This window comes from Bacteroides sp. NGMCC 1.200775 (assembly GCF_040798045.1).
Classification (GTDB): domain Bacteria; phylum Bacteroidota; class Bacteroidia; order Bacteroidales; family Bacteroidaceae; genus Bacteroides; species Bacteroides hominis.
In genome coordinates this window covers 257379-282684 of the sequence record NZ_JASCQK010000003.1, presented here as the reverse complement: position 1 = coordinate 282684, position 25306 = coordinate 257379, and the positions used below count along the sequence as shown (strand labels likewise).

The 25306-nt window shown below is 42.2% G+C and carries 14 protein-coding genes; all 14 read right to left on the bottom strand.

All coding sequences use genetic code 11. The annotated features are described in order from the left end of the window. Nucleotides 1-43: 43 nt before the first annotated feature. Complete coding sequence (locus tag QK890_RS10355; protein ID WP_005808340.1) at nt 44-442, bottom strand: hypothetical protein; 399 nt, start codon at nt 440-442, stop codon at nt 44-46. A gap of 19 nt (nt 443-461) precedes the next feature. Beyond that, nucleotides 462-2027, bottom strand: a complete 1566-nt coding sequence (locus QK890_RS10350; protein WP_032531983.1) for a DUF4925 domain-containing protein — start codon at nt 2025-2027, stop codon at nt 462-464. 394 nt (nt 2028-2421) lie between these two features. Beyond that, nucleotides 2422-3915, bottom strand: a complete 1494-nt coding sequence (locus tag QK890_RS10345; protein WP_032539771.1) for an arylsulfatase — start codon at nt 3913-3915, stop codon at nt 2422-2424. An 81-nt stretch (nt 3916-3996) separates the two neighbouring features. Continuing rightward, nucleotides 3997-4938 carry an endonuclease/exonuclease/phosphatase family protein gene (locus QK890_RS10340; protein ID WP_005781322.1) on the bottom strand — a complete coding sequence of 314 codons (942 nt, stop codon included), beginning with the start codon at nt 4936-4938 and terminating at the stop codon, nt 3997-3999. A 66-nt stretch (nt 4939-5004) separates the two neighbouring features. Next, nucleotides 5005-5928, bottom strand: coding sequence for an alkaline phosphatase (locus QK890_RS10335; RefSeq protein WP_032539738.1), 924 nt, complete (start codon nt 5926-5928; stop codon nt 5005-5007). Nucleotides 5929-5941: 13 nt separating this feature from the next. Then, nucleotides 5942-8398 carry a PQQ-binding-like beta-propeller repeat protein gene (locus QK890_RS10330; protein ID WP_367627326.1) on the bottom strand — a complete coding sequence of 819 codons (2457 nt, stop codon included), beginning with the start codon at nt 8396-8398 and terminating at the stop codon, nt 5942-5944. Nucleotides 8399-8499: 101 nt separating this feature from the next. After that, the gene (locus QK890_RS10325) at nt 8500-10293 is read right to left on the bottom strand and encodes a RagB/SusD family nutrient uptake outer membrane protein (RefSeq protein WP_220654353.1); all 1794 of its coding nucleotides are present in this window, start codon (nt 10291-10293) and stop codon (nt 8500-8502) included. Between the two features lie 12 nt (nt 10294-10305). Then, entirely contained in the window at nt 10306-13752 is a 3447-nt protein-coding gene (locus QK890_RS10320) for a TonB-dependent receptor (RefSeq protein ID WP_032531992.1), read from the bottom strand. Between the two features lie 161 nt (nt 13753-13913). After that, a complete protein-coding gene (locus QK890_RS10315; RefSeq protein WP_005821685.1) occupies nt 13914-14939 on the bottom strand; it encodes a FecR family protein in 1026 nt (341 codons plus the stop codon). Between the two features lie 73 nt (nt 14940-15012). Then, nucleotides 15013-15585 carry an RNA polymerase sigma-70 factor gene (locus QK890_RS10310; protein ID WP_022011710.1) on the bottom strand — a complete coding sequence of 191 codons (573 nt, stop codon included), beginning with the start codon at nt 15583-15585 and terminating at the stop codon, nt 15013-15015. Nucleotides 15586-16110: 525 nt separating this feature from the next. Continuing rightward, complete coding sequence (locus QK890_RS10305; RefSeq protein ID WP_367627325.1) at nt 16111-17952, bottom strand: RagB/SusD family nutrient uptake outer membrane protein; 1842 nt, start codon at nt 17950-17952, stop codon at nt 16111-16113. A 22-nt stretch (nt 17953-17974) separates the two neighbouring features. Further along, entirely contained in the window at nt 17975-21190 is a 3216-nt protein-coding gene (locus QK890_RS10300; RefSeq protein ID WP_220576009.1) for a TonB-dependent receptor, read from the bottom strand. Between the two features lie 878 nt (nt 21191-22068). Next, nucleotides 22069-23391, bottom strand: coding sequence for a DUF1735 domain-containing protein (locus QK890_RS10295; protein ID WP_032539733.1), 1323 nt, complete (start codon nt 23389-23391; stop codon nt 22069-22071). A gap of 26 nt (nt 23392-23417) precedes the next feature. After that, nucleotides 23418-25304, bottom strand: coding sequence for a RagB/SusD family nutrient uptake outer membrane protein (locus tag QK890_RS10290; RefSeq protein WP_367627324.1), 1887 nt, complete (start codon nt 25302-25304; stop codon nt 23418-23420). Between the last annotated feature and the right edge of the window lie 2 nt (nt 25305-25306).

The following is a 25306-nucleotide window of genomic DNA, read 5'->3' as shown; positions in this document are numbered from 1 at the left end:
TTTGACACAACCTCATTTATTATAAGAGGAAAATTAGATTCTTTTATTTAGTTCCAACAAAAGTAACCTCTATCTTCTGAAATACCGCTGAAATAGACAATACAATCTTACAATCATTATTTATAAGTTTCGAACCCGAATTAAACTTACCACTAAGTGGTAATCCCGCATAAGAAATTGTATTTAAAGTTAGTTCACCTGTATTCAAGTCTTTAGATGCCGTTATATTAACATCAGCTGTCAAACCTGCATAACTAAAATTAGCAATAGTCATTTTAACAACCGTTCCATTTTCTATAACCTTCACACTTTGAGGATCTACAATTGTAGGAGTAGCTCCATCAACCGATACAGTTAATTTTCCGCTATATGTATTCGTCACACTCGCCGCAAAAACACTAATTGTACATAGCAACATTAATATTGTGAATATTCGTCTCATTTTTTTCTATTATTTATATTTATTTAGTTTCCTGCAAATCCAGTCCCAATTCAAAGGCATCTGTTGATGCCCAATTACCACTTATAGCTCCAATTAACATAGACGCCATTCCTGCTTCCGGAGGAAGAATACCACTATTACTCAACAATTCCCATAAAATTAAAATATCAGATGTTTTCACAGGATCTCCCCAACTATCAACTTCCCCAGTTTCATGTACAGCCATTAATGGGTCAAAAGAAGCCTTATCTAAATAGATATAGCTATGCCCATTAGCTACTTTCACATTTAAAGGGAATCCATTGTTAACCCAGTCCAATAACATCGCAATTGATTCATCACTAATAGCAATAGATTCAACTTTTAAAAGTTTTGCTAACAATGTTTTAATTGTAGCGGGGTCACCTTTCAATATTTGATCAATAATTCCATCAAGTCCAGCAGCTCCACTTCCCATAGCCTGAGCCACAATTACAGGAATATTAAGTTTTACATATAACTTACCATCTTTTTCAAACCAGTATGCCAAGTTTTTAGGAGATTGCAACCATCCCTCTGTTGGAATCAGTTTTTTTGCAACATCAGCAGTTGGAGGCATTAAAGCCCACATTGGCTGGAATTGAATAGCTCCCGAATTATAAGAAGCTGTTACATTTCCGTCAGCACCAAGAGTTACTGATTGTAACACCTGAGGCAATAATACACCGAAAATTCCTCTAAACATCGCACCATAAGAAGTTCCATAATCAGAACTTTCAGTTACACATACATAATTTACATAACCAGCACCTGCTATTACAGCATTCGGATTAGTATAATCATTATAAGTCAACTCTCCTGTTGTATACTCAGCTAATCCATAAGTTTTAGCCCAACCTTTTGGATCATTCATCGTAACCTTCAAAGCTAAAGTCAGCACCTTATCTTTGCGAGAGCCTGTATATTCAACTGAAGCATTACTTGTTTTAGCAGTTCCACTAAAGCCATCACCATTTACTTTCACACCAGTCAAATTAGTTTCTTCCTCTCCAGGAATTACACTCTTCAAAAGAATGGTAACATTATCACCATCAGTCGCATCAAACACAACCTCTTTACCTGTTAATAAAGTTTCTCCATAAGAAAGCACTAAAGTTTCATCCTTATATGTTCCGATATAAAGACCGGCACCTGTTGCACTAACATTCAAGGTAACCTTACCTTCAGGTGTAATTGTACCATCAACTGTAACCTTTAACAATGGAGTCGGTTTAGCCGTTTCTCTTGTTACAGGTTTAGTCATAATATCTTTCGTCCCATTGAATTTAAAAGAGCCGTCAGCTTGTTTTTCCATTGCAACATCAACAGTTACATCACTATAACCATCAATCACATTTTTAAAACCTACTGTTGCAGACTGAAGACTTGTAGCTTCAAAGTTTACAGTTCCCGTGGTACTTGCTCCATTCAACTGGAAATCTACATTTTCTGCCTTAATTTCACCTTTAGGAAGTTCTTGCCAACTGTTATCATCATCGTCACTACAAGCAGTGAACAAGCTCACTGAACAAATCAGTGCGAAGAGATACAATAAATTTTTCTTCATAAATTAATCACGTTTAGTTAGTAATTTTTAATCTTTATTCTAAAACGGAGCAAAGTAACTGCTTTATTTCCATCCAAACAAGGTCTATCTTACGTATTTTATGTTCTAAATTTAAGATTAAGTTGCTTATTGGCCGAAATCGTATCATAAAAAATTCAATCTATGATTCTAATCCATCAGATATAACATCTCTCAATCATCATCTTTAATAATATAATGGCAGAATAGTTTTCTTATGCTAATTACTTATATTACACTGGTTATAAAAAGACAGGGGTAAGAGTCCCTTTCTATCAAAAAAGATCTCTTACTCCCTTTCAGTCTTTATACATAATAATATAATCGTATATATACATTCTAAGTTGCCACTACCGACTATCCTATTTTTTAAGAATCAATATAATTCGTCCAATACTTTCACCCGAAATGCAGGATATACGGGAACAGTATGCTCTTTTTTCATAATCTCACCAATCTTTTTGACGATTTCAGGATGCTTAAGAGCAACATCCCTCTGTTCACAAGAATCTGTTTCCAGATCGTATAGCTCGATCTTCATATTTCCTCTTTTCAGTCCATTACGCAATCCTTTCCATTTGCCCATACGTACAGCCTGCTGTCCTTCTATGTCCATAAACTCCCAATAGAGATAAGAATGCTTCATTTGATCTCCACTCTCCATTAAAGTCGGATAAAAACTGATTCCATCGGTCTCTGTGGCCGGATTCACACCTGCCAGTTCACATATCGTTGAGTAAAAATCATAAGATGTACATGGTAATGTAGTGTGTGCTCCTGCCCGGATATGTCCTTTCCATGCTACAATCAACGGTACACGGATTCCTCCTTCACGCAAAAAGCACTTTCCCCATCCATATTCCGAACGGAAAGGACCTCCACTCCGGAACCAAGGCGAATCGACTCCACCATTAAAGGTCGGGCCATTATCACTTGAAATGATAATGACCGTATTTTCATACAATCCCTTCTTCTTTAAAAAATCTATAATCTCACCTACCTTCTCATCGATGTAAGTCACCATTGCCGCATATCCGGCATGTGGATAACGTGCCGGAAAGTAATCGGCCTGTCCTAAATAAGGGGACTCGTCACCAAATTTTCTGACATAATGATCAATCAAACGTTGAGGAGCCTGAATTGGAACATGTGGCAAAGGAGTAGCGTAGTAAAGAAAAAAGGGTTGTTTTTTGTTCTCCTCCATAAAACGCAATGCTTCTTCCTGAATTTTATCGGGCGAATAAACATGTGAGATTAACTTATCATAGCTGCTCAGGCTCAAAGGATCGGCTCCGGGGTCAAGTTTGGTATGCGGTATCACCGTATCATTTGCCAGATACTCCCTCTGTTCATTCCGATACAAATGCAATGGAAAGTAAGTGTGTGCCTGACGCTGACAATTATAACCATAGAAGAAGTCAAAACCATGATTCAAAGGCAGGCTTTCAGTACCCGGAGCACCCAATCCCCACTTTCCTACTATCCCTGTACGATATCCTCCTTCCTTCAAAATTGACACAAATGTTTTCGTACCGGATGGCAATCCGCGTTGACCTTCTAAGGTTGAATCGCGCTCAGCCGCAAGAAAATCCCATACTCTACCACGTTCCGGAGCTTCATCATTCCCCCTGATGCCACAATGACCACTGTGTTTTCCTGTCAAAAGAACACAACGGGCAGCAGCCGAAACCGGAGATCCGGTATAATAATTACTGAATACCATTCCTTCGGCAGCCAAACGGTCTATATGGGGAGTTTCGATCCGCTTCTGTCCGAAACATCCCAGATCTCCATAACCCAAATCATCCGCAAGCACAAAAATAATATTGGGACGGACAGAATCGGTAACCTTATCCCCCGCATACACCATCTGGAGTCCTGCTGTTTGTACCAACAATGCAGAACATACAAATCTAATATTCATAAAAATTCAATATATGATAATCCGGCACTACTTTTCCAACGATGACACTTTAAAAGTAGTCAATACAAAACCGTGATCGGAAGGATAAAAGAATTTTTCTCCCATAAACTCCAGAGGTTTAGTCAGCTCCTGGTTATAAGATTCAGACGTTACCGCACGAATAGTCTTACCTTGATAATAGATAAAATCAATACGGTCGGACCGGACAGGCTTATCTTCATTATCGTAGATCCAGGTAGCTCCTATATTCTTTTCGGGTTGGGGATGAATTTCACGAAAGCTATCCTTGAAACCTGCGTTTTGCATCTCTTTAGAAACAGTCCATTCCACAACGGCACCACCATGGCTATACATATCTTTCGTGGTATCTGTCCAGTCAAGATGGGAATGTACATTGAAATCTCCCCCCATAATCATGGGAATACTGTCAGTCTGACGAATCATCGGTTGCAAAACAGAAAGTATGCGGCGTATTTCATCATCTCGTGTTCCGGCATCGTCCCAAGCCAAAATATCGGCTTCTGATTGCTCTGTAGGCACTAATCGCATATCGGGTAAATAATGCAGCCAGGTATCGAATAAACGGACCGGCGTACCATCCATATCTATTTCGACTCCTCCGAAATTGAATGTAGAAATGGAATCAGGAAAAAGATACGTTTTCTTTATCGGATAGCGACTATAAATACACAGATTGTCTGATAACAATACGTAATCATATCCCAAAGAGTCTGCCACCATTGGAGCCGCACCATAAGTCTCAATCATCAAAATAACATCCGCCTGACTTTTTTTCAGAATCCCTATAGTTCCTTCACAGCCCTTTTCGGGATAGTTTTTAGCATGCCCTGCATGCCATACATTCCATGACAAAACTTTTAATTCCTTCTCCTTAGCACGTTCCACAGGTGTGCAAGAGACAAAGCTAATTGCCAAAGACGCAATTAGCATATATATAAATCTTTTCATATCAATCTTTTATACAGGTATCATCCAATGGGGGGCTATTTCCCCCATTGGATAAGTACATTTTAATTATTTAGTAAAGAATGCTGTCGTTACCGGATTGCCCAACCAGGCTTCGTGAGGCTCAACCCCCAGCAGCCAAGCTTCCGTTGCAGCCACATCAATCACCATTGTACTCTCAGTTATCTTATAGTTCTTTTTCACACCCTTTCCATAAAATACAAGCGGGGTCTCCATTTCATTGAGAGTTTTTCCGCCATGATTAGTACCGATTCCGCCATGATCCGCAGTCAGTATAATTACAGTATCATCCATCATACCGGCTTCTTCAATGGCTGCTACTATTTCACCTAAATAACCGTCCAATTCATCGAGCTTTTCATAATACTCTTTGGATTCCCACTTGTAGCTGTGTCCGGTGTGATCAGGATATTCAAATATAACGGCACAATACATAGGCTTTTTCTCTTTCAGATAATTCACGGCGAATTGTGTCGCTCCCTTAGGATGTTCCTTTGTTTGCGGAGCATGTACGAAGTAGTTGATAGCGAGCGAATCAACCAGATATCTCATTCCATCCCATTCATAAATATAGCCTACTTCTGCTTTAGGATATGTATCGCGTATCAATCCGTAAAGTCCCGGAAAACGACCGTATTGATTGGTTATAAAAGGAGGAATCTCGGGTGTCTTGCTTCCCCAGGTCGTATATCCATGAAGTTCCGGTCCGGCTCCGGAAAACATAGAGGCCCAGTTTGGAGCACTCGATGATGGCAGAATCGAACGGTTGTTCAGTGTATAAGCCCCTTCTTCCATCAACCGGTTGAAATTGGGCATGGGATGATTGCGGATAGCAACGGCACTTAAACCGTCAAAAGCAATTAATACTACATGCTTCGGATGTTTCTTCAAACGGGGACCGGCTGCATTTACTTCACCGGCAAATAAACTAAGAATCACAGAAAATATGAATAATATCGAAATCTTTTTCATTTTGTATATACAATTAATCGTGTAACCTAAAATTATAAATATTACCTCCAAAATCGGTAACGAACAGACAGTTACCGCTTACTGCCACACTCGAGAATACCGGAGCTCCCAAAGCACGTTTTCCACGATAGGCGCCTGTGTCCAAGTCAACGGCATGCAAATACCCGTCACTGGCCCCAAAGAAAACGGTTGCTCCCACAAGTACAGGCGAAACTTCGACTGTGCATTCATGGCTATGAGAATAAGGGACAGTATAGAAAAGGCTTGTTCCGGTACGATAGTTCCAGACCTCTTTAAAAGTAAGACGGTCAAATGCAACCACTCCCTTATTGGAAGTGGAAACAACCAGATATTTATCCGTCACAAGCGGAGCGCAGGCCGAATTAAACTCATAAGAAGTTTCCGCCATTTTCAGAATATCTCCGGAACGTGGGTTGATCACATATAAATTCTCACATGAGGCCAGATAGAAATTACCATCGTAAAAAGTTGCCGATCCGTCACGGAAACGAATTTTACTGTCACGCTTCTTCCACAATAAAGTACCGTCATTGATGTCATGTCCGAAGAGTCCGTTCCAATGTGCAGACGCCACTAATACTCCTGCACCTACAGTCAAAGTAGAAGTGGTTCCCTCACCTCCATCCCAGGCTTTGTTCTGCCACAGGATCCTTCCATCGGCAGTCCGTACGGCACAAGTTCCTTTTGCATGTCCGGCATACACCACACCATCGACAACCGCCAAGCCTTCATCAAGAAGTGGCAATAGAGAAACCGGCAACTGTGTTTGCCAACAAGCCGTTCCTTTTTCTGCATCTATGGCGTAAAGCATCCCCGAAGCATCCGAAGCAAACACGCGCCCGTCTTCATAAGCAATGGTATTCTTTATCGAATTAGAAGCACTGAAAGTCCAGCAAAGACCTCCTGTTGCAGCATCATAGGCTTTTATAAAGCATTTCTCTGCCCTATCATCGTCAATGGTTCCTATAAACACTTTATTCTGTGCCACTATGGGCGAACACATATAAATATTGCTGCCTGCATTTCGGACCCAGTTGGTTTGCAGGGGCAAAGACACTGTGTCATTCACCAGTTGATTGTGGGCAGCATTTCCACGAAGTCCCGCCCAAATGGCGGATGTCACAGCCGAAGCAGCCGGCTGCCCGGTTACGATGTAATCCACCCTTTTCGTCAAACAGGTTCCATCCTCAAACTCGGCAGTCACCAACAAGCGCTGCTTGCCATCGGACACACGGACTGTTCCGCTCCATTCCCAGTCCGTTTCGGGTAACAATGTGACAGACGATATGATTTTCCCGTTCCGTTCAACAGAAGCCGTTACTTTTTTTGCGTACGACACCGTACGATAAGCATTAATCCGAACTGTCATTTTACCATCAGAGACAGAAACAATTTCACCTTCTGCCGGATAAGCAGAAGTCAAGATTCCATCGATATAAGTATAACGGGTTTCCGAACTGAGTTTACCTTTGGTATCAGCATGATAAATCCTGAAACAGGACGTTCCGTGATCGATTCCTCCTTTATCCGGAGTGGATGAGCAGTAGGTATGAAGTCCCGACTTCAACTGCTTATAATAATGATTGTGCCAGTGTCCGTAAATCATGGCGTCCAGATTATAATCTGCAAAGTCTATCCGTTCGCCGTTTTTATCCTTGAAGAGCAAATCGTCTCCCCAAAACCATAAGTCGTGATTAAATAAAACTACCCTTTTATCTCTATTTATTTGTGCAAGGTCATTCTTCAGCCAACGAATGATATCAGCACGCCTGTACGAGGGTGCATGATCACCACCCAGCATCGGAGTAACCACATAATGCACATTACCAACGTCGAACGAATACCATGAAGGACCGAAATGACTCTGCCATAGCTCTTCACCATACCTTCCGGCACGCAAATCATGATTACCCACACAATAATAAGTCGGAACCCCCAAATCCTCAGAACGAAGATAACGTCCGTGAAAATCCTGATGGGCTTCATAACAAACATCACCTGTATGGATGATAAAAGCAGTCGGATTTGTTTTCACATACTCTTTCAGATTGTCTATCCAGTCACCATACAGAGATGTCTCTGTATCTGTGATTTGCACAAACGAATATCCATTTCCTGTCCTTACCGGACTCTTGCAAATTCCCAGTTCATACTTTTTCCCGGTCCCGTCGAAAGGTAAATAATGGGAAGCAGATGCCTGAAATCCATCGGGCACGGTCAAAGTGATAAACCGGGTGTCTTTATGTCCCGGAAGTATAAAGCTACCATCTTCCGCCGTTTGCACCACATGGAGCCCATCTTGCACACAGATCCCCTTGATCCCTTTCTCTCCGGCATCACGAATGCCGTTTCTGTTTGTGTCGATATAAACCCCGCCTTCTATCTGTGCGAAAGCAGAACTGCCAACTCCCAGGAATAAAGCCGCTATACCTGCAAATAATTTCAACATATTTATTGTTTTACTATATTAATCAGTTTTGTCTCTTAACGAAAACAGCAGGCTTCTCCCGCTACTGCCGGAGCAGCCTTTCTGTTTTCGATATGATAAACCTATTCCCAGAATGGATTCTGATAGAGGTTTTCGTTAACAGTAATATCTTTGGTAGCAACCGGATAATAATAATATTTCGGAGATACAAAAGTATACTTACCATGTTGGGCTATCAGGTAGATATAGCCTTTTGTCCCTTCGGTGAGCCCTATCGTGTTACCTTCCAAAGCATAAACCGTCAATTTATACTTTTGCTTGTCCTCCTCAGGTATCTTATCTACATCCGCTTTCTTTTCCACTACTGCAATGTCCGGTGTACCATCACCTGTTACATCATAATAGCCCATTCCCGGAATATACGCCCCTTCCGGAGCAGCCTCAAACAACTTTCCACATCCCCAACGCATTAAATCACCATATCTGAACCCTTCGCAGGCCAATTCGATTCTGCGTTCACGGCGCACTTCCAGCACAGCACCTTTTTGTGAAGACTGTACATTGGAATAACGTTCTTCCTGTACCGGATCAATATTAGCCAGCCAGTCGTCCAACGAAGCATCCGGCATACCGGCACGCTGTCTGATCAGATTGATTGTATTGTTGATGTCATCTTGTGTAAGCGTACCCAATTCGGCCTTTGCCTCAGCATATATCAGCAAAATTTCAGCGTAACGGATAATAGGTAAATCAGTATAAGATTTTCCCCAATCCATCTGATCGAATGTCAACGGGCGGAATTTGATCTGCGGATATCCACCCAGATTCAGTTTAGCCCGGTGAGGCTCGGTAGTACCCACGTTCAGGACACCCGGTTTCATAAAAGTCTGCTCCAGACGAGGGTCCCGATTCTCAAAGATCTCCAGTACCGTCTTGGTCCGGTAACCTTCCACTTCATGAAAATATTTGGTTTGTCCGTCCTCAACGACTAAATAATCTTCCATCAGACTACGGGAAAGTCCCGTATTATAGTCAAACTGAGCCTGAGCATTGTGCAGGCGTCCTAATGCCTTATCGTAATCAGCCACCAGAATCATTTCCGGGTTTTGCGTAAGATCCGCACTACAGAAAAGTGACTGATAGGCAGGCAGTCCACTCTCTTTGGAAGTCGACAGGCTGTAATGTTTTGTGTCCATAATCTTCCGGCAGGCCTCTACCGCTATTTTCAGGAACCGATCGCCATCATTCAGTTTCAACTCGGGATGATATTTACGGAATGTCCCTTCATGCAAAGCAATCCGCGCCTGTATAGCCAAAGCAGCATTCCGGTAAATACGGGTCGTACTATTGTTTGTTTTCATGTGGGTCACGGCAAAATCAAGATCGGCCATTATGGAATCTACGACCAGGGAACGAGGATCCTGTGACTTATATAGTAATTCGGTGTCCGTCGTTTGCAGGTCATGGCTATACCATGGCACATCCGAATAGTCTTTCACCTTTGAATAATAGATTAATGCACGAAACATGCGCGCCAGCCCGATGTAGTGATTAATCTCACCACGGTCGCCCTCCACACGGTCTGTCCTTGCCAACATAAAATTGACCGTACGGATATTCGTCCAACTCCATTTACCGATGTTATCGGGTCTATATTCACCACGCATCATCTTATAAATATCAGTATCTTCCGGATACAGCATATTGTCAGAAGGCGTATCCGAGTAACTTGCACCAATATAGCCATACATGCCATTGGTATAGGTCTCCAAATCGGCGGGAGAAGAGAAAAATACCTTCTCCGTGATACTGGTCTCAGGAAAACGATCCATGAATCCGTCATTACAACTTGTCATCAGAGCTGCGCCTGTCAGATAGCACGCAGTCAGTAATATATGTTTTATTTTTGAACACATAACTTATCTTAATTAGAATGTGAGATTTAAACCAAATGAATAAGAACGCTGAAGAGGATAAACAATATTACCTAAACTTTCCGGATCTACCTTATAATGTTTGTATAAGCCTGAAAACTCACACAGATTATCACCGGAAAAGAAAATACGCAAACGTTCAATTCCTATCTTATTCAACAGTACTTTAGGAAGAGTATAACCTACGGTGAGGTTTTTCAAACGGACATAAGCCGCATTTTGCAGGTATCTGGTCTGAACAACTCCACACTCCCTGTCTGTATTTTCCGCCACATAAGCTTTCATACGCGGGAAATACGCGTCCGGATTTTCCTCTGTCCAATGGTCGTACATATTACCCACGGTAATATTAGTCCAGGGCTGTGCATAAATACCCCAGAAATAAAGGTCGCCTGTGCCCGGATAATAATCTTTCTTACCTACCCCCTGGGCAAACAGGCTAAGATCGAATCCATTCCACTGTGCATTGGCCGATAGACCAAATGTATAGCGTGCACGGCTGTTACCAATGACTTTATAATCACCATGGTCTTCCAGTGTCCATGCTCCATCGGTTATTTTACCGTCTTTATTTTCATCTTTAAATTTCAGATCACCGGGAGCCAGCGGACGGGTACCCGGATAGGAAGTACACCATGACTGGTCTGCATGATTTTTTATATCTTCCTCGGAAGTGAAAAAGCCTAAAGTCTCTACACCCCATATCTCACCAATCTCTTTTCCTACATAGTAATCACCCAACAATCCTTTTGGATTTTCGTACTTCGTAATATAGGCACGGCTATCTGCCAGATTAAAGTTCACATCATAATAAAATGGTTTTCCGGCCAATTTGAACTGATCTTTCCAACCTACGGTCAATTCCCAGCCCTCTGTCTTCAAGTCGGCTGCATTTTGCTTGGGGACATCCGTTCCCAGAACACTTGGCAGTGTCACTCCTGCCGTCAACATATCTTTTGTTCGGCGTACATATACTTCACCCGTTATGCTTAAACGGTTATTGAAAAAATTAGCGTCTAAAGCAATATTGGTGGTAGTTACCTTTTCCCAGGTCAGGTTACCGGCTACCAATCCGGGAGCTCCCACATATACCGGCTGTTGTTTCTCCAGGATCTGGCTGATTTTTCCCGATCCCATCGTGGCAAGATATGCATACGCATCCACATCCTGATTTCCCAGACTACCATAAGAACCTCTCAACTTCAAGAAACTAACCACATCACTCAAAGGCTCAAAGAACTTTTCACGCGAGATGACCCAGCCCAATGATACGGAAGGATTAAATACAAAACGATCATTCTTCGGGAAACGCGAAGTACCGTCATAACGTCCGTTAAATTCGAAGATATATTTATCGTCGTAGATATAGCCCAAACGCGCGAACGCACCTCTTAAAGCCCAAGTCGTTATACTTTGAGACATATTCATATCTCCCGTGGCCAGATTAATGGTGGGAAGTGAACTTGAAATCAGCTCTTTACGATTCGCTTTCACATAATCATATTTATACTCTTCCTGATTGAAACCTGCAACAGCAGTAATGGCGTGTTTCTTCGCAAATGTTTTCTGGAAAGTACCATAAACATCAAACAAGATGTGCTTTGTATCGGAATTACTGCTCGAAGCATCCGATACGGTAGAAATAGGATTAAACGTCAGGACAGGCAACTCGGGTCCATTGCGATAAGTGACAGGCAGGTTATACCAGTTACTTCTGGTCTTGGTATTTGCAAAAGCAAAGGTTCCTTGTACCCAAAAGACATCTTTGACTATATCCATCTTAGTCGACAGATTGATATTCGTATTTGTTTTCCAGTCTGTAGCACGTCCGCCTTCGGCCAATGCCCCCAATGTACCTACACTGGCATCTGTCCAGGTTCCATCAGGATTCTTAACCATATCCATCGGATTTTTACGGTACATCTGTTTATAGGTGTTGGTCATGGCATTCGCATAGTCATAATCGGAAGTGGTCAGGCTCACATTACTGCTCAGACTCCACCAATCCGTCAGTTTAAACTGTAACTTGGTACGCAGGTTATACCGGTTATAAATGTCGTTTCCATATCTTAACATACCGTTCTGACGATTGTATCCTCCCGAAAAGTAATAAGAGATACGGTCTGTTTTACCGGAAATATCAATATTATGGATCGTAGAGAAACCTACATCATTGTAAGCCTCGTCCACCCAGTTTGTACGTCCAAAATAAGTATAAGAACCATCCGGATTCAGGAAGTAGGGAGAAGTGGAAGGATCTTCGGAACATTTTTTCGCATAGGCCAGTTGTTCCTCGTTATAAAGGTTATACCACGGATATGCCATTGTATTTCTCGTAGTTGCCACCAGATAAGGGTCTGTTATAATTTCCGGCATACGAGTGTTGGTACGCAATACAAAATTGTTGTTATAGTTAACAGTAAGTTTTTCATTGCTGCCATTTTTAGTTGTAACCAAAATAACACCGAACGCAGCACGCGACCCATATATAGCAGAGGATGCGGCATCTTTCAGTACAGAAATATTGGCTATATCAACAGGATTCATGCGATTCAACTGATCACTGGTGGAAACAACCCCGTCAATGACTACCAACGGAGAACCTCCATTCAGAGAAGTAGTACCACGAATATTATAGGAAGGGGAGTCATCTGCCTCACCATCACCGACAGATACATTAAGGTTGGCAACGGCACCTTGCAAAGCCTGCCCCATGTTCAGTACCGGACGGTCTTCGATTGTTTTAGTAGATACGGTCGCTACCGAACCCGAAAGGTTGACTTTCTTCTGGACAGCATATCCCACTACCACAACTTCGTCCAGTGCTTTACTGTTTTCCTGCATTACAATGTCCATCACTGTTTTATCGCCTACCTTCACCGTCTGGGTGATATAGCCGACATACGAATACTGAAGCGACTTGCCTACCGGAACTTTCAATGAGTATTTGCCGTCGATATTGGTTATGACACCGGTAGTTGTTCCCAATATCGTTACATTTACCCCGATCAAGGTTTCACCCCTTGCGTCTGTAACGGTACCGGTTATCTCTTTCATTTTTGCAACGTGGTCATTCCGGACATTTTGTTTCTCCGCACCGGGAATCAGAATAATCTTTCTATTCTCCACTACGCATTTGCAGTCCGGCAGAATTTGAGATAAAATTACGTCAATACGTTCATTATCGGCCTGAACCGTTACTTTACGGTTCATGTCAATTTCCGCATCATTGTAGAAGAAAGTGTACTCACTCTTCGATTCAATCGATTTAAGAACCTGCTTCAGGGGAACTTGTTTCACATGGAGATTAATACGTGTCTGCTGAGCATAAACTCCCTGAAAAACAAACAGGAACATAATAAAAGACATAAGTCTTGCTAAACGAATGTTTCTTTCTGTTAAGAAAAAGCTCAAAAAGCTCCTCCATTTAAATTTATTCATATCTTTGTAAAAGATTTAAAGTAAATAATTGCGTCTCCTGCAAGAGACGTGATTAAAAGAAATCTGAGATAGGTAAGTGCTGCAACATTTACCTATTTTTTTGTCTGGTTGTGTGTCTCTACATATTTTCATTCAATTTTTAAGGTTAATACTTGTGTTGCCTATCGCTTTCTGGGAAGAATATGTAAGATACCATTCTCCCAGTAATATCTTATTGGAGCAACCAAAGTCATCGCTTTCAGAATTTCATCCAGATTCTCTCCATTCCTGACAGAGAACGACATAAATACTTTTTCAGCAAACTCTGACGGACATTCAATATCCACCCCATACCATTTATTCAAATTAATGATAATATCGGCCAACTTATCATTATCAAAAGTCAGTTCATTTTGAATCCAACTGATATAATCATCCGTATTGACCATCTGTACCTTGGTCCGCTCACTCTTCTTATCATAATTTATCAACTGCCCCGGAGTCAGTACCACCGAATGGTTCATCTTGCAACCGGCAATCTTCACACTACCTTCTACCAATACTGCCTCGACTCCGGATTTCCGCTGATAATTGTCGACAATAAAGCGGGTGCCCAACACTTCCACTTTCATTTCTCCGGCTTGCACCCGGAATGGAAGTTTCTCATTTCTCCGCACTTCAAAATAAGCTTCACCGGACAAACTGACTTCACGGGCTGATGCACTGAACGTTTCCGGATACTCCAACAAACTATTTGAATTGAGCCATACAACCGTACTATCCGGTAATACAAAACGGCCTTTACTTCCATTGGCAGTCAGCAAACGGTTCATGACTTCCTTCTGCCCCGGAACCGAACTGCTACCCCAATAATAAGAAGCAGAACCGACAGCAAACAGTATCAGAAAGACGGCTGCCACCCGCAGGAACAGACTGAAATGTTCCGGAAAAACAAATCTGCTTTTACGGGAACCGGATTCCGGTATTTGTATCCGTGACCTAAACCGGTCGAGTGCCACTTCCGTTTCAACATCATCAGTAGCCAGCGTATTGCCTAAAAGCCATAAATCACGAACTTCGGAAAACTCGTTCCGGTTCTTTTCCGATTGTTTCAGCCAGTTCAAAAGAAAAACTTTCTCTTCACAGGTAGCCGTACCATCCAGAAAACGTATAATCACTTCGTTTATGTCTCCTATTTCATTCTTCATTTTTAGCTCCTCTATAAGTAATACAAGTGAAATTTAAAAACCCCTCCTCCAAAACATACTTATTTTTAAAATATTATTTTGAGCAGAGACAGAGTAGGAATAAAAGGCTCATTAAACCTTTATTTTTAAGATGAGTACGCAACTCCAACAGAGCACGGGTCAAATACTTTTCTACAGTCTTGGGTGACAGATCGAGCTGAACGGCAATCTCCTTTACCTTCAGGCCGTAGCTTCTGCTTAGTATAAATACCTTCTTTACCTGTACAGGCAGTGTTTCGACAAAAGCTTCGATTTCACCCCGAAGTTCCTTCATGAATAATGAGTTCTCCTGATTATCTTCCTGAATCTGCAACGCATCGATCTGATCTGAAAAACATTCCATGGACTCTTCTTCAGTATATTTCTTGCTGGTGAGAAAGTTGAGAGATTTATTATAGACGGCCTTAAAAAGATAGGCCTTTACTGCTCCATCGAATTCAATATCTGTACGCTTATTCCATAAAGCAACAAAAACATCCTGAACGATGTCTTCTGCAACATCCCAATCATTCACAAAGCGAAACGCATACACCCGCAACACTTTATAATATTGCCGAAACAGTTGCTCTACCGACTCAAGGTTCGAATACATTGCGTTTTTCTTCATTTAAAGTATTAGTTAATAAAAAGACACTGGCAAAGTAACAAATAATAATAATAATCTCAAAATTTTAAGAATCCGTTTCAGTACCAATTTTAACCCGCGAATGAACCTGCAAGCCGATAATTCCTTTAATGCCCAAAACAAATTACTTTATGTGATTTACTTCTATATAAAATAGTAAAGTAACGGGAATAAACTTATCCTTAACAGCAAATCTTCTTCATCTTAGCAGCTAAGATGTACATCTTGGGCGCTAAGATCTATATCTTGACGGCCAAGATGCACATCTTTCGGCGCAAGATGAAGTAAATGATATGAATAAAAACATTTCTTTCGGGCACCGGAACCACTTTATACGGGTACTTATGGAAGTTCTCTTCTTAAGTTCGTCAGGCAACGATGCAATTACCGAATAATTGATATACCGGGATTACGCATTACGAGAAACCGGGCTGTAAACAGATGTGAAGTCTATCTGTCTACAACCCGGTTCTATTTATATCGGATACCTATTGTACGTGTGTTTCCTTACCAGCCGGGGTTTTGTACCAATTTCTTCGACTTTTGTATCTCTGCCAACGGAATGGGGTACAAATACATACGCTTCTCAAAAATACGGGTCTCAAAAGCAGTGCGTTTCATAAATCCCTCAAGATCGGTGGCATTCATATCCATACCATGAACAGGGCCGCCTTGTTTATACCCTTCTTCTTCGGCACACATCCAACGACGTACATCAAAATAACGCTGTCCTTCGGCAAACAATTCAATGCGGCGCTCGTGACGTATGGCTTTCTCCTGCAACTCCCGGTTGCCGATAATTTCCGGTTTAATGTCTTTCAGTAAGGGAATACCGGCTCTATAACGAATGCTATCCACATACTGGATAATACGCGCATCACCCGGATTCACATGATTCAGGGCCTCTGCATACAACAAATAAAAATCGGCCAGACGAAACAACATACTTGCACGATACTTGGATTTCGGATTGTTGCCTTGATTCAGCAAATCACGGTTCATACCTTTATAAAGTAAATATCCCGAATAACTCATATCTGCCTTCGAATTGTCATCCGGCATTCCTTTATAAAAATAAATCTTCTTATCGGTCGTTTGCCATATTTTGCCGGAATAAGTAATGTCCTGGTAGAAACGCGGTTCACGGTTCTTATACATATTGGGTATACCGTCTTCACCGATGCCCTCTTCTTTATACAAACCCGATTCATCAATGCTTTTACCATCACTCATCAAGAAGTCATCAATAGCTTCCTGAAGAACTCCGACACAACTGAATCCACTAAAAATAGCACGCGGAGTACATCTGCGTTCACGGCCTTCACCGTTTACTCCGCCCCAGGAGTTCTTACTGCTTTGCCAAACCGCCTCCGAATTGTTAACGCTTACCTGAAACAACTGATAAAGCGATTCTGCCGGATCGATCTCACCGTCCTTCACCACCTGGTATAAAGAGTAGCGCCCTTTTGAATAATCAATAAAGCGTTGCAGAGCGTCCAGAGCAGTTTTCCATTTCGTGTCATCCTTTGCCGGAAAGAGTTGTTTGCCCTGATTATCCTTCAAAGCAACAGCTTCGGGATAACCACCATTGAACAACGGACTTGCCGCATACACATGCAATTTGGCCAAAATGGCCAACGCTGCCCCCTTGGTCGGTGCCGCCGCACGTTCATTGTTAATAGTACCGTCCAGATTCAGTTCTTTCTCCGGTAGCAAGTCGTAGCATTCATTAAGTTCTTTATCAATAAAGGCAACTACTTCATCTACCGAATTTCTGTAATAATCCAAGTCAGCAGCCGAAGGATCGGCTATTTCGGTCATAATAGGAATGGGACCATATAACTCGAACAACAGATAATGATAATAAGCACGTAAAAAACGTGCTTCGTTCTTCAGAAGAGCCAGTTCTTTTTCATCAATGAAGTCGGCTACATCTCCGTTCTGAGGAATGACATGGGCGTATGCGATGAATTCGTTTGCCTGCCGGATTTGCTTGTAAAGGCTCCAACGTGACAAATCGGCCGATCCGGCATGATAGCCTATCGTTGGAATCGTTTTCACATTGTTCTGTGCTGACTTCAATTCGTCTGAAACAGCCGGCCAGGGATTATCCAAACCGGTCAGGCTGGCATAGGCATCCGTTATGATGATGTTCGACATATCGGGGATACCGGTATAGATGTAGCGATGAAACCTGCGTGCGTAACTTGTGTTATTAAATACTTCTTCCATAGTCATTTCGGCAGCCAGATCATCTGATACATTTAGATAATCTTTACAGCCGGAAAGGAGAGTCGCACTCAATCCAAGTGCCAGTATAAAGGTCGGTAAATTCTTAAAAACTTTCATATATATACTATTATTAATTAAGTTAGAATGTAAAGTCAAGACCAAAAGTAAACGTACGGTTCAGCGGATAAGGGAAACCTCCATTGTTGTTTCCCTGCTCGGGATCCCACATCTTGATACGATCCCATACATACAGATTGTTTCCCTGTATATAAAAGCGCAATGCTTCTATATTCAACTTCTTCAATAACTTCTTATCGAAATTATAACCTAATTCGATATTTTTCAGCCTCAGGAAACCGGCGTCACGCAGCCACCACGTACTGGCTGCCGTATTGTTCTGGAAGTTATTACTATGCATACGGGGAAACATCACATTCTGACTTGGATTCTGTTCTGTCCAACGATCGGCTACCACCGAACGCACCGCAGATTCTTCGATTCCCCACTGGAAAGGAAAGAAGGTCGCATCAGCTCCGGTTCCCAATACAGTTGACGTATTACCGGCTCCCTGAAAAAAGATACCGGCATAAAAACCTTTCCATTCGGCATTAAATCCGAAACCATAGACAATTTCGGGAACAGTGGGATTTCCTACATCTTCCATTTGGTCATTGCTGTCAATTTTGCCGTCACCGTTCAGGTCTTTGTACTTGATATCACCCGGACGAACGCCGCTCGAAAGACCGGAAACAACTCCGGGTTTTAATTCATAAGTGCGGTTGAGCCCTTCACCGTTGATGATAAAGTCATCATAGGTATACAAACCGTCGGCGATATAGAGCTTGTTCGAGTTGAGACGGGTACCTTTCTTTTCCAGCCAGGGATACACCTGCGGCACCTGATCGTATTCGATAATTTCATTACGGGCAAACGTGAAGTTTCCGCGTGCACTCAGGTTGACTTGCCCTATTTTTTGGTTAAGGGTGAGGCTGGCATCTACTCCATGATTCTTCACAATACCAAAGTTCTGCCAAGGCATCTGTTGGAAACCGGTTACGTTGGACACCGTGTTGCGTTGCAATAAAATGCTCTTACGCTTATTGTTGAAATAGTCTACCTGCAAATCGATGCGGTTGTCGAATAAGCCGAGATCAATACCGTAATTCGTCTTTTCCTCAATTTCCCATGAAAGATAGGGAGCCTCAAACCGGGCCTCGGTAATTCCATTACCGATACCGCCCATGCCTCCCGTATCACTGAAGCCGAGATTATACCCTCCATTATTCTGTTTCATCGTACCACGGTACAAGAAACGGTCACCACCGGTGTCATCATTTCCCGTACGTCCGATAGAAAACCTGAATTTCAACTTGTTGACTACCTTCTTCAACGCCTCCGGATAATAAGGTTCGTTGCTGACATACCATGCCAATCCCATTGCCGGAAAAAAGCCGAAACGAAATCCTTTTGCAAAGGTCTCGGAACCTGTATAACCGAAGTTGCCCTCTACGAAATAACGTCCGTCATAACCGTAAGTGGCACGTCCCACAAGCCCCTGCTTTCTGTAAGGCAAAGCATTGTCGTGGTATTGGGTCTCTTTTTGCATATAAAGAACCATAGCGGTCACATCATGCTTCTGCGCAAAAGTCCGATTGTAGTTAAACGAAGTTTCGAAATAGATTTTTTTATTCGAAGAGTTTTCCAGTTTCTCGGTCAATACGTCGCTGCCCTCCACAACTTTCTTAAATTGCAGTGCCCCGTTTTCATCACGTCCGGTTGCCAGATACTGAGTAGGTGTCTTGGTTCGTTTTGCCGTATATTTCATATCAGCATCAAAACTGATCAGACCTTTCCAATTCAGCCCCTTGGTGATAAAGTCCAACTTCTGGTTTACTTCCAGTTTCGACTGGATAGACGTTCTCCACTCTTTGGCATATCCGGAATTTACTAATAAGTTATATGGATTCACACGGTTACCCGAAGGACGCGGATGTCCGGCAATCGTTCCGTCCGAGTATTCAGCAGGCATCAGGTAAGAGGGAGTGCGACACATCGAATTGAAAATTGTATTTGTGCCTGTACCCGGATAATTGGTTTGCAGGTATTGTCCGCTAATATCTACTTTCACCAATGTTGTTTTCGTCGCGTCGAAATCGATATTACTACGCAAATTATAACGTTTCAGCCCGATGTTATTGTCATACTCGTTTTTCTTGCCCTCTTTAAAAATACCGTTCTCCTGATAAAAGGCTCCGGAAACAAAGTAACGTGCACGCTCGGATCCGCCTCTTACATTGAGGGTATAGCGCATATTATAGGTATGCTCTCTCAGCATCTCCTTCAACCAGTCGGTGTCGGGATAAAGGTCGCGATCGGCTCCCGGACCGTATTTGGCAATTTCTTCCGCTGTACGTATACTGGCTGTTCCTTCATTGTTCAAAGCTTCATTATACAGTTCCAGCGTCTCTACCGAATTCATAAATTCAGGCAGGCGAGTCGGAGTGAGCAAGGTAGATTCGGCACGAAGGGATATTTTGGGTTTCTGCGAATTACCACGTTTAGATGTGATCAAGATCACTCCGTTAGCACCCTCGGCACCATACACAGCAGTTGCCGCGGCATCTTTCAGCAGAGTAAACGATTCGATTTCATCGGGTTCTATATCCTGCATATTACGGGGCACACCATCGACCAAAACTAACGGATTTGTACCTCCTTTGAAGGAACTTACACCTCTGATCCAGAACTCGGAATTATCATATCCCGGTTCACCCGAACGCTGAACGGCAATCAAACCCGGCACTTGTCCGGCCAGGGTATTAGTCAGATTTCTATTGGACGATACAGCCAGTTCCTTAGGTCCGATAGCATTAATAGAACTTACGACACTGTTTTTTTTCTGTTTACCGTAACCAATAACCACTACTTCATCCAGCAATTCGGTATTGGGAAGCATCTTTATGGCCAGAATCTTTTCACCTTTGTAGGTGATCCGTTGTGATTCGTAGCCCACATACGAGAAAAGAAGTATATCTCCTTTCTTGGCACTTATCGAGAAGTTACCATTTACGTCAGTAATAACTCCTGTAGTAGTCCCTTCCAGTTTAATCTGTACTCCGATCAAAGGCTGACCGTTCTCATCCACCACAAGTCCGGTGGCATTATGAACCTGGGCGAAGACTGAATTCAGCCCGAAAGACAATAAAAACAGGATAAAGCAGATCAATCTCAATACTTTATTCTTAAACGCATATTCTTCTGGCATCCTCCCGGTACGATCACCGGCAGTATCAGCATCATTACTAATATGAGCAGTCATCGGCAAAACTGATATTAGCATAAAAGGTTTTTTCATAAGCTTAAATCTTTTTTGTTGTGTAGGTTTTAAATTAATTTTCAGGAAAAAGTGATACTATCCATCTATCGATGCATAGTTCTGTTTGAAATCCGGTCTTTCTTATGTTTTCATAGGCGTAATAAATATGGTTAACACGTCATCTATACTGAACCATGCTGATATTGATTTACGCAAAACGCCTGATTTTATCAGAGTTCCTGTAGAACTTAAGAAAGAAGAAAGACAACTGAACTTAAAGGTAAATGATGTAAACGAAAAGGAGTATTTGTAAAATGTAGTCTAAAACGAGAAAGAGATATACCTATTTTCCACCTCTGTATACTTCGATATATATCACAAGAAAAAACACATAATGGAGAGAGAAAAGATCAAATCATTGATATTAAATAGTATAGAAAACCATCTTATAAAGAAGAATTTTCAGAGTTGCAATTACGATATTTTAAAAAAAGACATGCTTAAATAAGCGTTTTATTAAAGTTATTGCTATATTTGCCACGAAAATGGACCATTTATTACGTATTTTTAAAACTGTTAACTCGATAATCTAAAAGGTAGCATCTGTATGTATTGCGCATAAAACTTTCCAAGTTCTACAGGAACTTTTCTCAAGTACTTTTGAATTTATTTATTTCCAAACAGAACCGCATATCAATAACATTTTTATAGAAAAGTATTGTAAAATAATTACTTAATCAAAGAACGTCAACGGTACATCTTTGGTAGCATAAAAACAACCCGACAGCATATTAATATCATCACATCAAGATCTTTACCCATTCTTTTTATCTTTATCAGGCTATTATTCTCTTGAATGCGAATCAATAATTGGATGAATTCTCCCAACTATTGATTCGCATGATTACTTATTTATATCAGTTGATTACCGTACCTCTTACGTCCAACTCACGGATAGCAGCCACCGTACCGTTGCCTACCCCATCAGGAATGACAAGTTTGATATAGCGTGCCGTTGATGATTTTACATAATATTTCAATGCGGCATCCTGATTGGTGAAGCCAAACTGACCAATCGACTCCCAGTTGTTTCCATCCTCACTGGCTTCAAAACGTACCACTTTAATCGGATTATTACTTCCCCGCCCACGTGGCAAGAGTTCCACTTGAGCTATCTTAACGCGGTGATTCATATCAATGATTATCTCGTAGGGGAGAGGATCGGAACCTCCTTGCCAGCGAGAATGCCAGAAGGTCTCGGCGTTTCCGTCGATCAGGTGTTTGGCATGTCCGTTATTGCTACCTTCACCCGAAGGTTCCTCGGTAGTGAACGACACGATTTTCCAGTCCGTTTTAGAAAGTTTATCTCCTTCTTTTATGATGCTATAAGCAGCATAAGTATCCTTATCCGCCCGTATAGTGGCGTCAGAAGTTACCTCTGCTATCTGTACGGGCAACATATAATTTCCCGGCAGAATGTCATCCTTCAGTTTATAAGTTGCTGTTACCTGATTTACTCCGTTCTGAAGAACCGGGGTCTCGGGTGCTACATAAGCATCGGACGGAAGCATACTGAAATAAGTGCCGTTGGCTGTGTTATAAGCATCTATCACCGACTGGCGGTTTTCCAAACGGCAGGTTATTTCCCATTTATTGGTAAACGGAACGCCAATCTGTACAGGCAACTCTTTTACGTCTACCAGATTGATTTCTTCGACTCCGGCATTCATAATGGTTACAATCGGTTCTGAGACCTTAAATCCCAACAACAAAGCAGAACGTCCCGGAACCAAAGACATCCCGTTGGATGTGGCACGCAAAGGCAACACATATTTCAAGTGATCGTATCCGGAAAGCTGTTGTATCTTAGCCGGATCGTAAGTAAGTTCACCTTTCAGCAGTCTTTCGTCTGCCGGAATATCGACTGTCCCTTTTGTCAGTTGATAACAATCGGCCGGTAGAAGTTCGTACGACGTTCCATCAGCTGCATTCATCGAATCGAGCAGAGCTTTGTCCACCGAGAAACTCACCACACTGGCGGTTGATTTCAATCCTCCCTGTTGTATCCATAAATCTGCCGTATACTTTTCACCTACATTATAGGATTGCAGTGTGTTGAATCCTTCCTGAGATACAGCCAAAACTCCATCGGCTTTGGAACTTACATCAAAACTGTCATCGCAACTGCTTACCGACAGTGCAACGCAAGCTGACAGTGCTATATAATTAAATCTATTCATAAGTTAGTCTTTTTATTCGTTCAAAATCACCATCCCGGATTCTGTACCAGATTCTTGGTCTTCCGCATTTCCGAGTCAGGCATCGGATATAAATACATTTTCCGGTTAAATACAATCTGACTTGCTTCCACTACACGATTGAAATCGTCAATATCATTCGGTTCGCCACGCACATTCATTCCATGTGCATAACCGTTCTGACGACCTTCTCCGTTTTTATCGGCAATCATCCATCTTCTTACATCAAAATAACGTTGCCCTTCTGTGGCCAGTTCCACCTGACGTTCGCGCTGAATAGCAGCCCGCTGCAATTCCTGATTACCACGAATGGCAGGATTCAAGGTCTCTACACCGGGCAATCCTGCACGCTCACGCACGAGATTGAGGTATTTCAAAACTCTCTCATCGTTAGGATTGACTTCATTGGCTGCCTCGGCATACATCAAATAAAAATCTGCCAAACGGAATATAATAGAAGGACGGAACTGAGAGGCTACCCCTGGATTGGTCAAACTGACTGAACGGTTGAAACGTTTGAAAAGCATATAACCGGTCAGCGTGGCCTGTCCTTCTTGCACACCGGAGTTTCCACCATTGTAAAACAACACTTGATTACAGCTCACAGGCCATTGACGTCCATTGAAGAAAACAGTGTTATAAAAACGAGGTTCACGATTGAGGTAACGGTTGCTGACAGACACGTTGGTATACTTCTTGGAGAAGTTATCATTCTGATCTTTGTAAGTCCCGTATCCCTCTTCCTGATAAAGTGTGGATTGCGGCAAATAAGCCGTAGCCGAAATGGGAAGCCCGTCTTTCATATAAAAAGCATCTACCAATTCCTGCGTAACTCCGGTGGAACCCAAACCATTTTTTTCACAACGCGGAGCGATACGACGATCAAAAGCATCGCCATTCATCCCTCCCCAATCATTATTTGCCGTGGCCCAAATAATTTCGTGTGTATACTTCTGAAACAGATTATATACAGACTTGTCCGGATCAATGACAGCACCGTTGTCGTCTTTATATTCTTTATACAATTCATATCTTCCGGCCTCGGCATAATCGATAAAGTCTTTGCAAGCAGCAAGAGCTTTCTCCCACTTACCGGCATCATAATCGGGAAACAGGCGGGTACCATCCGGATTCGTCACCGCCAAAGCTTCTCTGTATCCTCCGTTTAAAAGAGGACTTGCAGCATACAGCCACAACTTAGCACGAACGGCCAGAGCAACTCCTTTGGTCGGCCAGGCACGATAATCCTTATCTTCAAAAATGGGCTCCTGAGTCAATTCTGAAGCAACTGCTGTCAGTTCGGAATCAATGTACGCTACCACTTCGTCCACCGTATTCCGGGGTACGTCCTGATCTTCAGTTGCATCGTATATCTTGTCCTTCACCAAAATGATCGGACCGTACTGTTCAAACAACAAATAATGATAAAATGCCCGCATAAAACGTACATTGGCTTTCATCTGCGTCAGCTCGTCTTCCAGCAACTGGTCACCCTGAGTACCTGTAGTCACGATCGGATGGGCCTTCTGCAAAAAGATATTGGCCTGACGGATGTATTTGTAGCAGTCGCCATAACGATGAAATCCCATGTTGGAAGCATTTCTATCCGAATTATTGTATTTGGAAGAGTTTCCATATCCTACGACCAGTTCATCACACATACCCGTCCAAGGATTCTTGAAAGCTCCCACATTCACGCTGTTTATTCCCGAATAGTCGGGGATGCCGGCAAAAACATTGGCATACCATCTTTTTGTATACGATACGTTATCAAATACCTGTTCGGTATTCTGCAAACCTCCCGCAAGTTGGTCGGAAACTCCCAGATAGTCGCAAGAACTAACAAAGCACAATAGCGCTATCAGCAAAGTATATATAGAATTTTGCTTTTTCATCT

Excerpts from the sequence above, each read along its gene's own strand:
- QK890_RS10330 (WP_367627326.1), bottom strand. The coding sequence starts at position 8,398 with ATGTTGAAATTATTTGCAGGTATAGCGGCTTTATTCCTGGGAGTTGGC.
- QK890_RS10320 (WP_032531992.1), bottom strand. The coding sequence starts at position 13,752 with ATGAATAAATTTAAATGGAGGAGCTTTTTGAGCTTTTTCTTAACAGAA.
- QK890_RS10300 (WP_220576009.1), bottom strand. The coding sequence starts at position 21,190 with ATGAAAAAACCTTTTATGCTAATATCAGTTTTGCCGATGACTGCTCAT.
- QK890_RS10350 (WP_032531983.1), bottom strand. The coding sequence starts at position 2,027 with ATGAAGAAAAATTTATTGTATCTCTTCGCACTGATTTGTTCAGTGAGC.
- QK890_RS10315 (WP_005821685.1), bottom strand. The coding sequence starts at position 14,939 with ATGAAGAATGAAATAGGAGACATAAACGAAGTGATTATACGTTTTCTG.
- QK890_RS10335 (WP_032539738.1), bottom strand. The coding sequence starts at position 5,928 with ATGAAAAAGATTTCGATATTATTCATATTTTCTGTGATTCTTAGTTTA.
- QK890_RS10325 (WP_220654353.1), bottom strand. The coding sequence starts at position 10,293 with ATGTGTTCAAAAATAAAACATATATTACTGACTGCGTGCTATCTGACA.
- QK890_RS10310 (WP_022011710.1), bottom strand. The coding sequence starts at position 15,585 with ATGAAGAAAAACGCAATGTATTCGAACCTTGAGTCGGTAGAGCAACTG.
- QK890_RS10345 (WP_032539771.1), bottom strand. The coding sequence starts at position 3,915 with ATGGTGTATGCGGGGGATAAGGTTACCGATTCTGTCCGTCCCAATATT.
- QK890_RS10355 (WP_005808340.1), bottom strand. The coding sequence starts at position 442 with ATGAGACGAATATTCACAATATTAATGTTGCTATGTACAATTAGTGTT.
- QK890_RS10290 (WP_367627324.1), bottom strand. The coding sequence starts at position 25,304 with ATGAAAAAGCAAAATTCTATATATACTTTGCTGATAGCGCTATTGTGC.
- QK890_RS10295 (WP_032539733.1), bottom strand. The coding sequence starts at position 23,391 with ATGAATAGATTTAATTATATAGCACTGTCAGCTTGCGTTGCACTGTCG.
- QK890_RS10340 (WP_005781322.1), bottom strand. The coding sequence starts at position 4,938 with ATGAAAAGATTTATATATATGCTAATTGCGTCTTTGGCAATTAGCTTT.
- QK890_RS10305 (WP_367627325.1), bottom strand. The coding sequence starts at position 17,952 with ATGAAAGTTTTTAAGAATTTACCGACCTTTATACTGGCACTTGGATTG.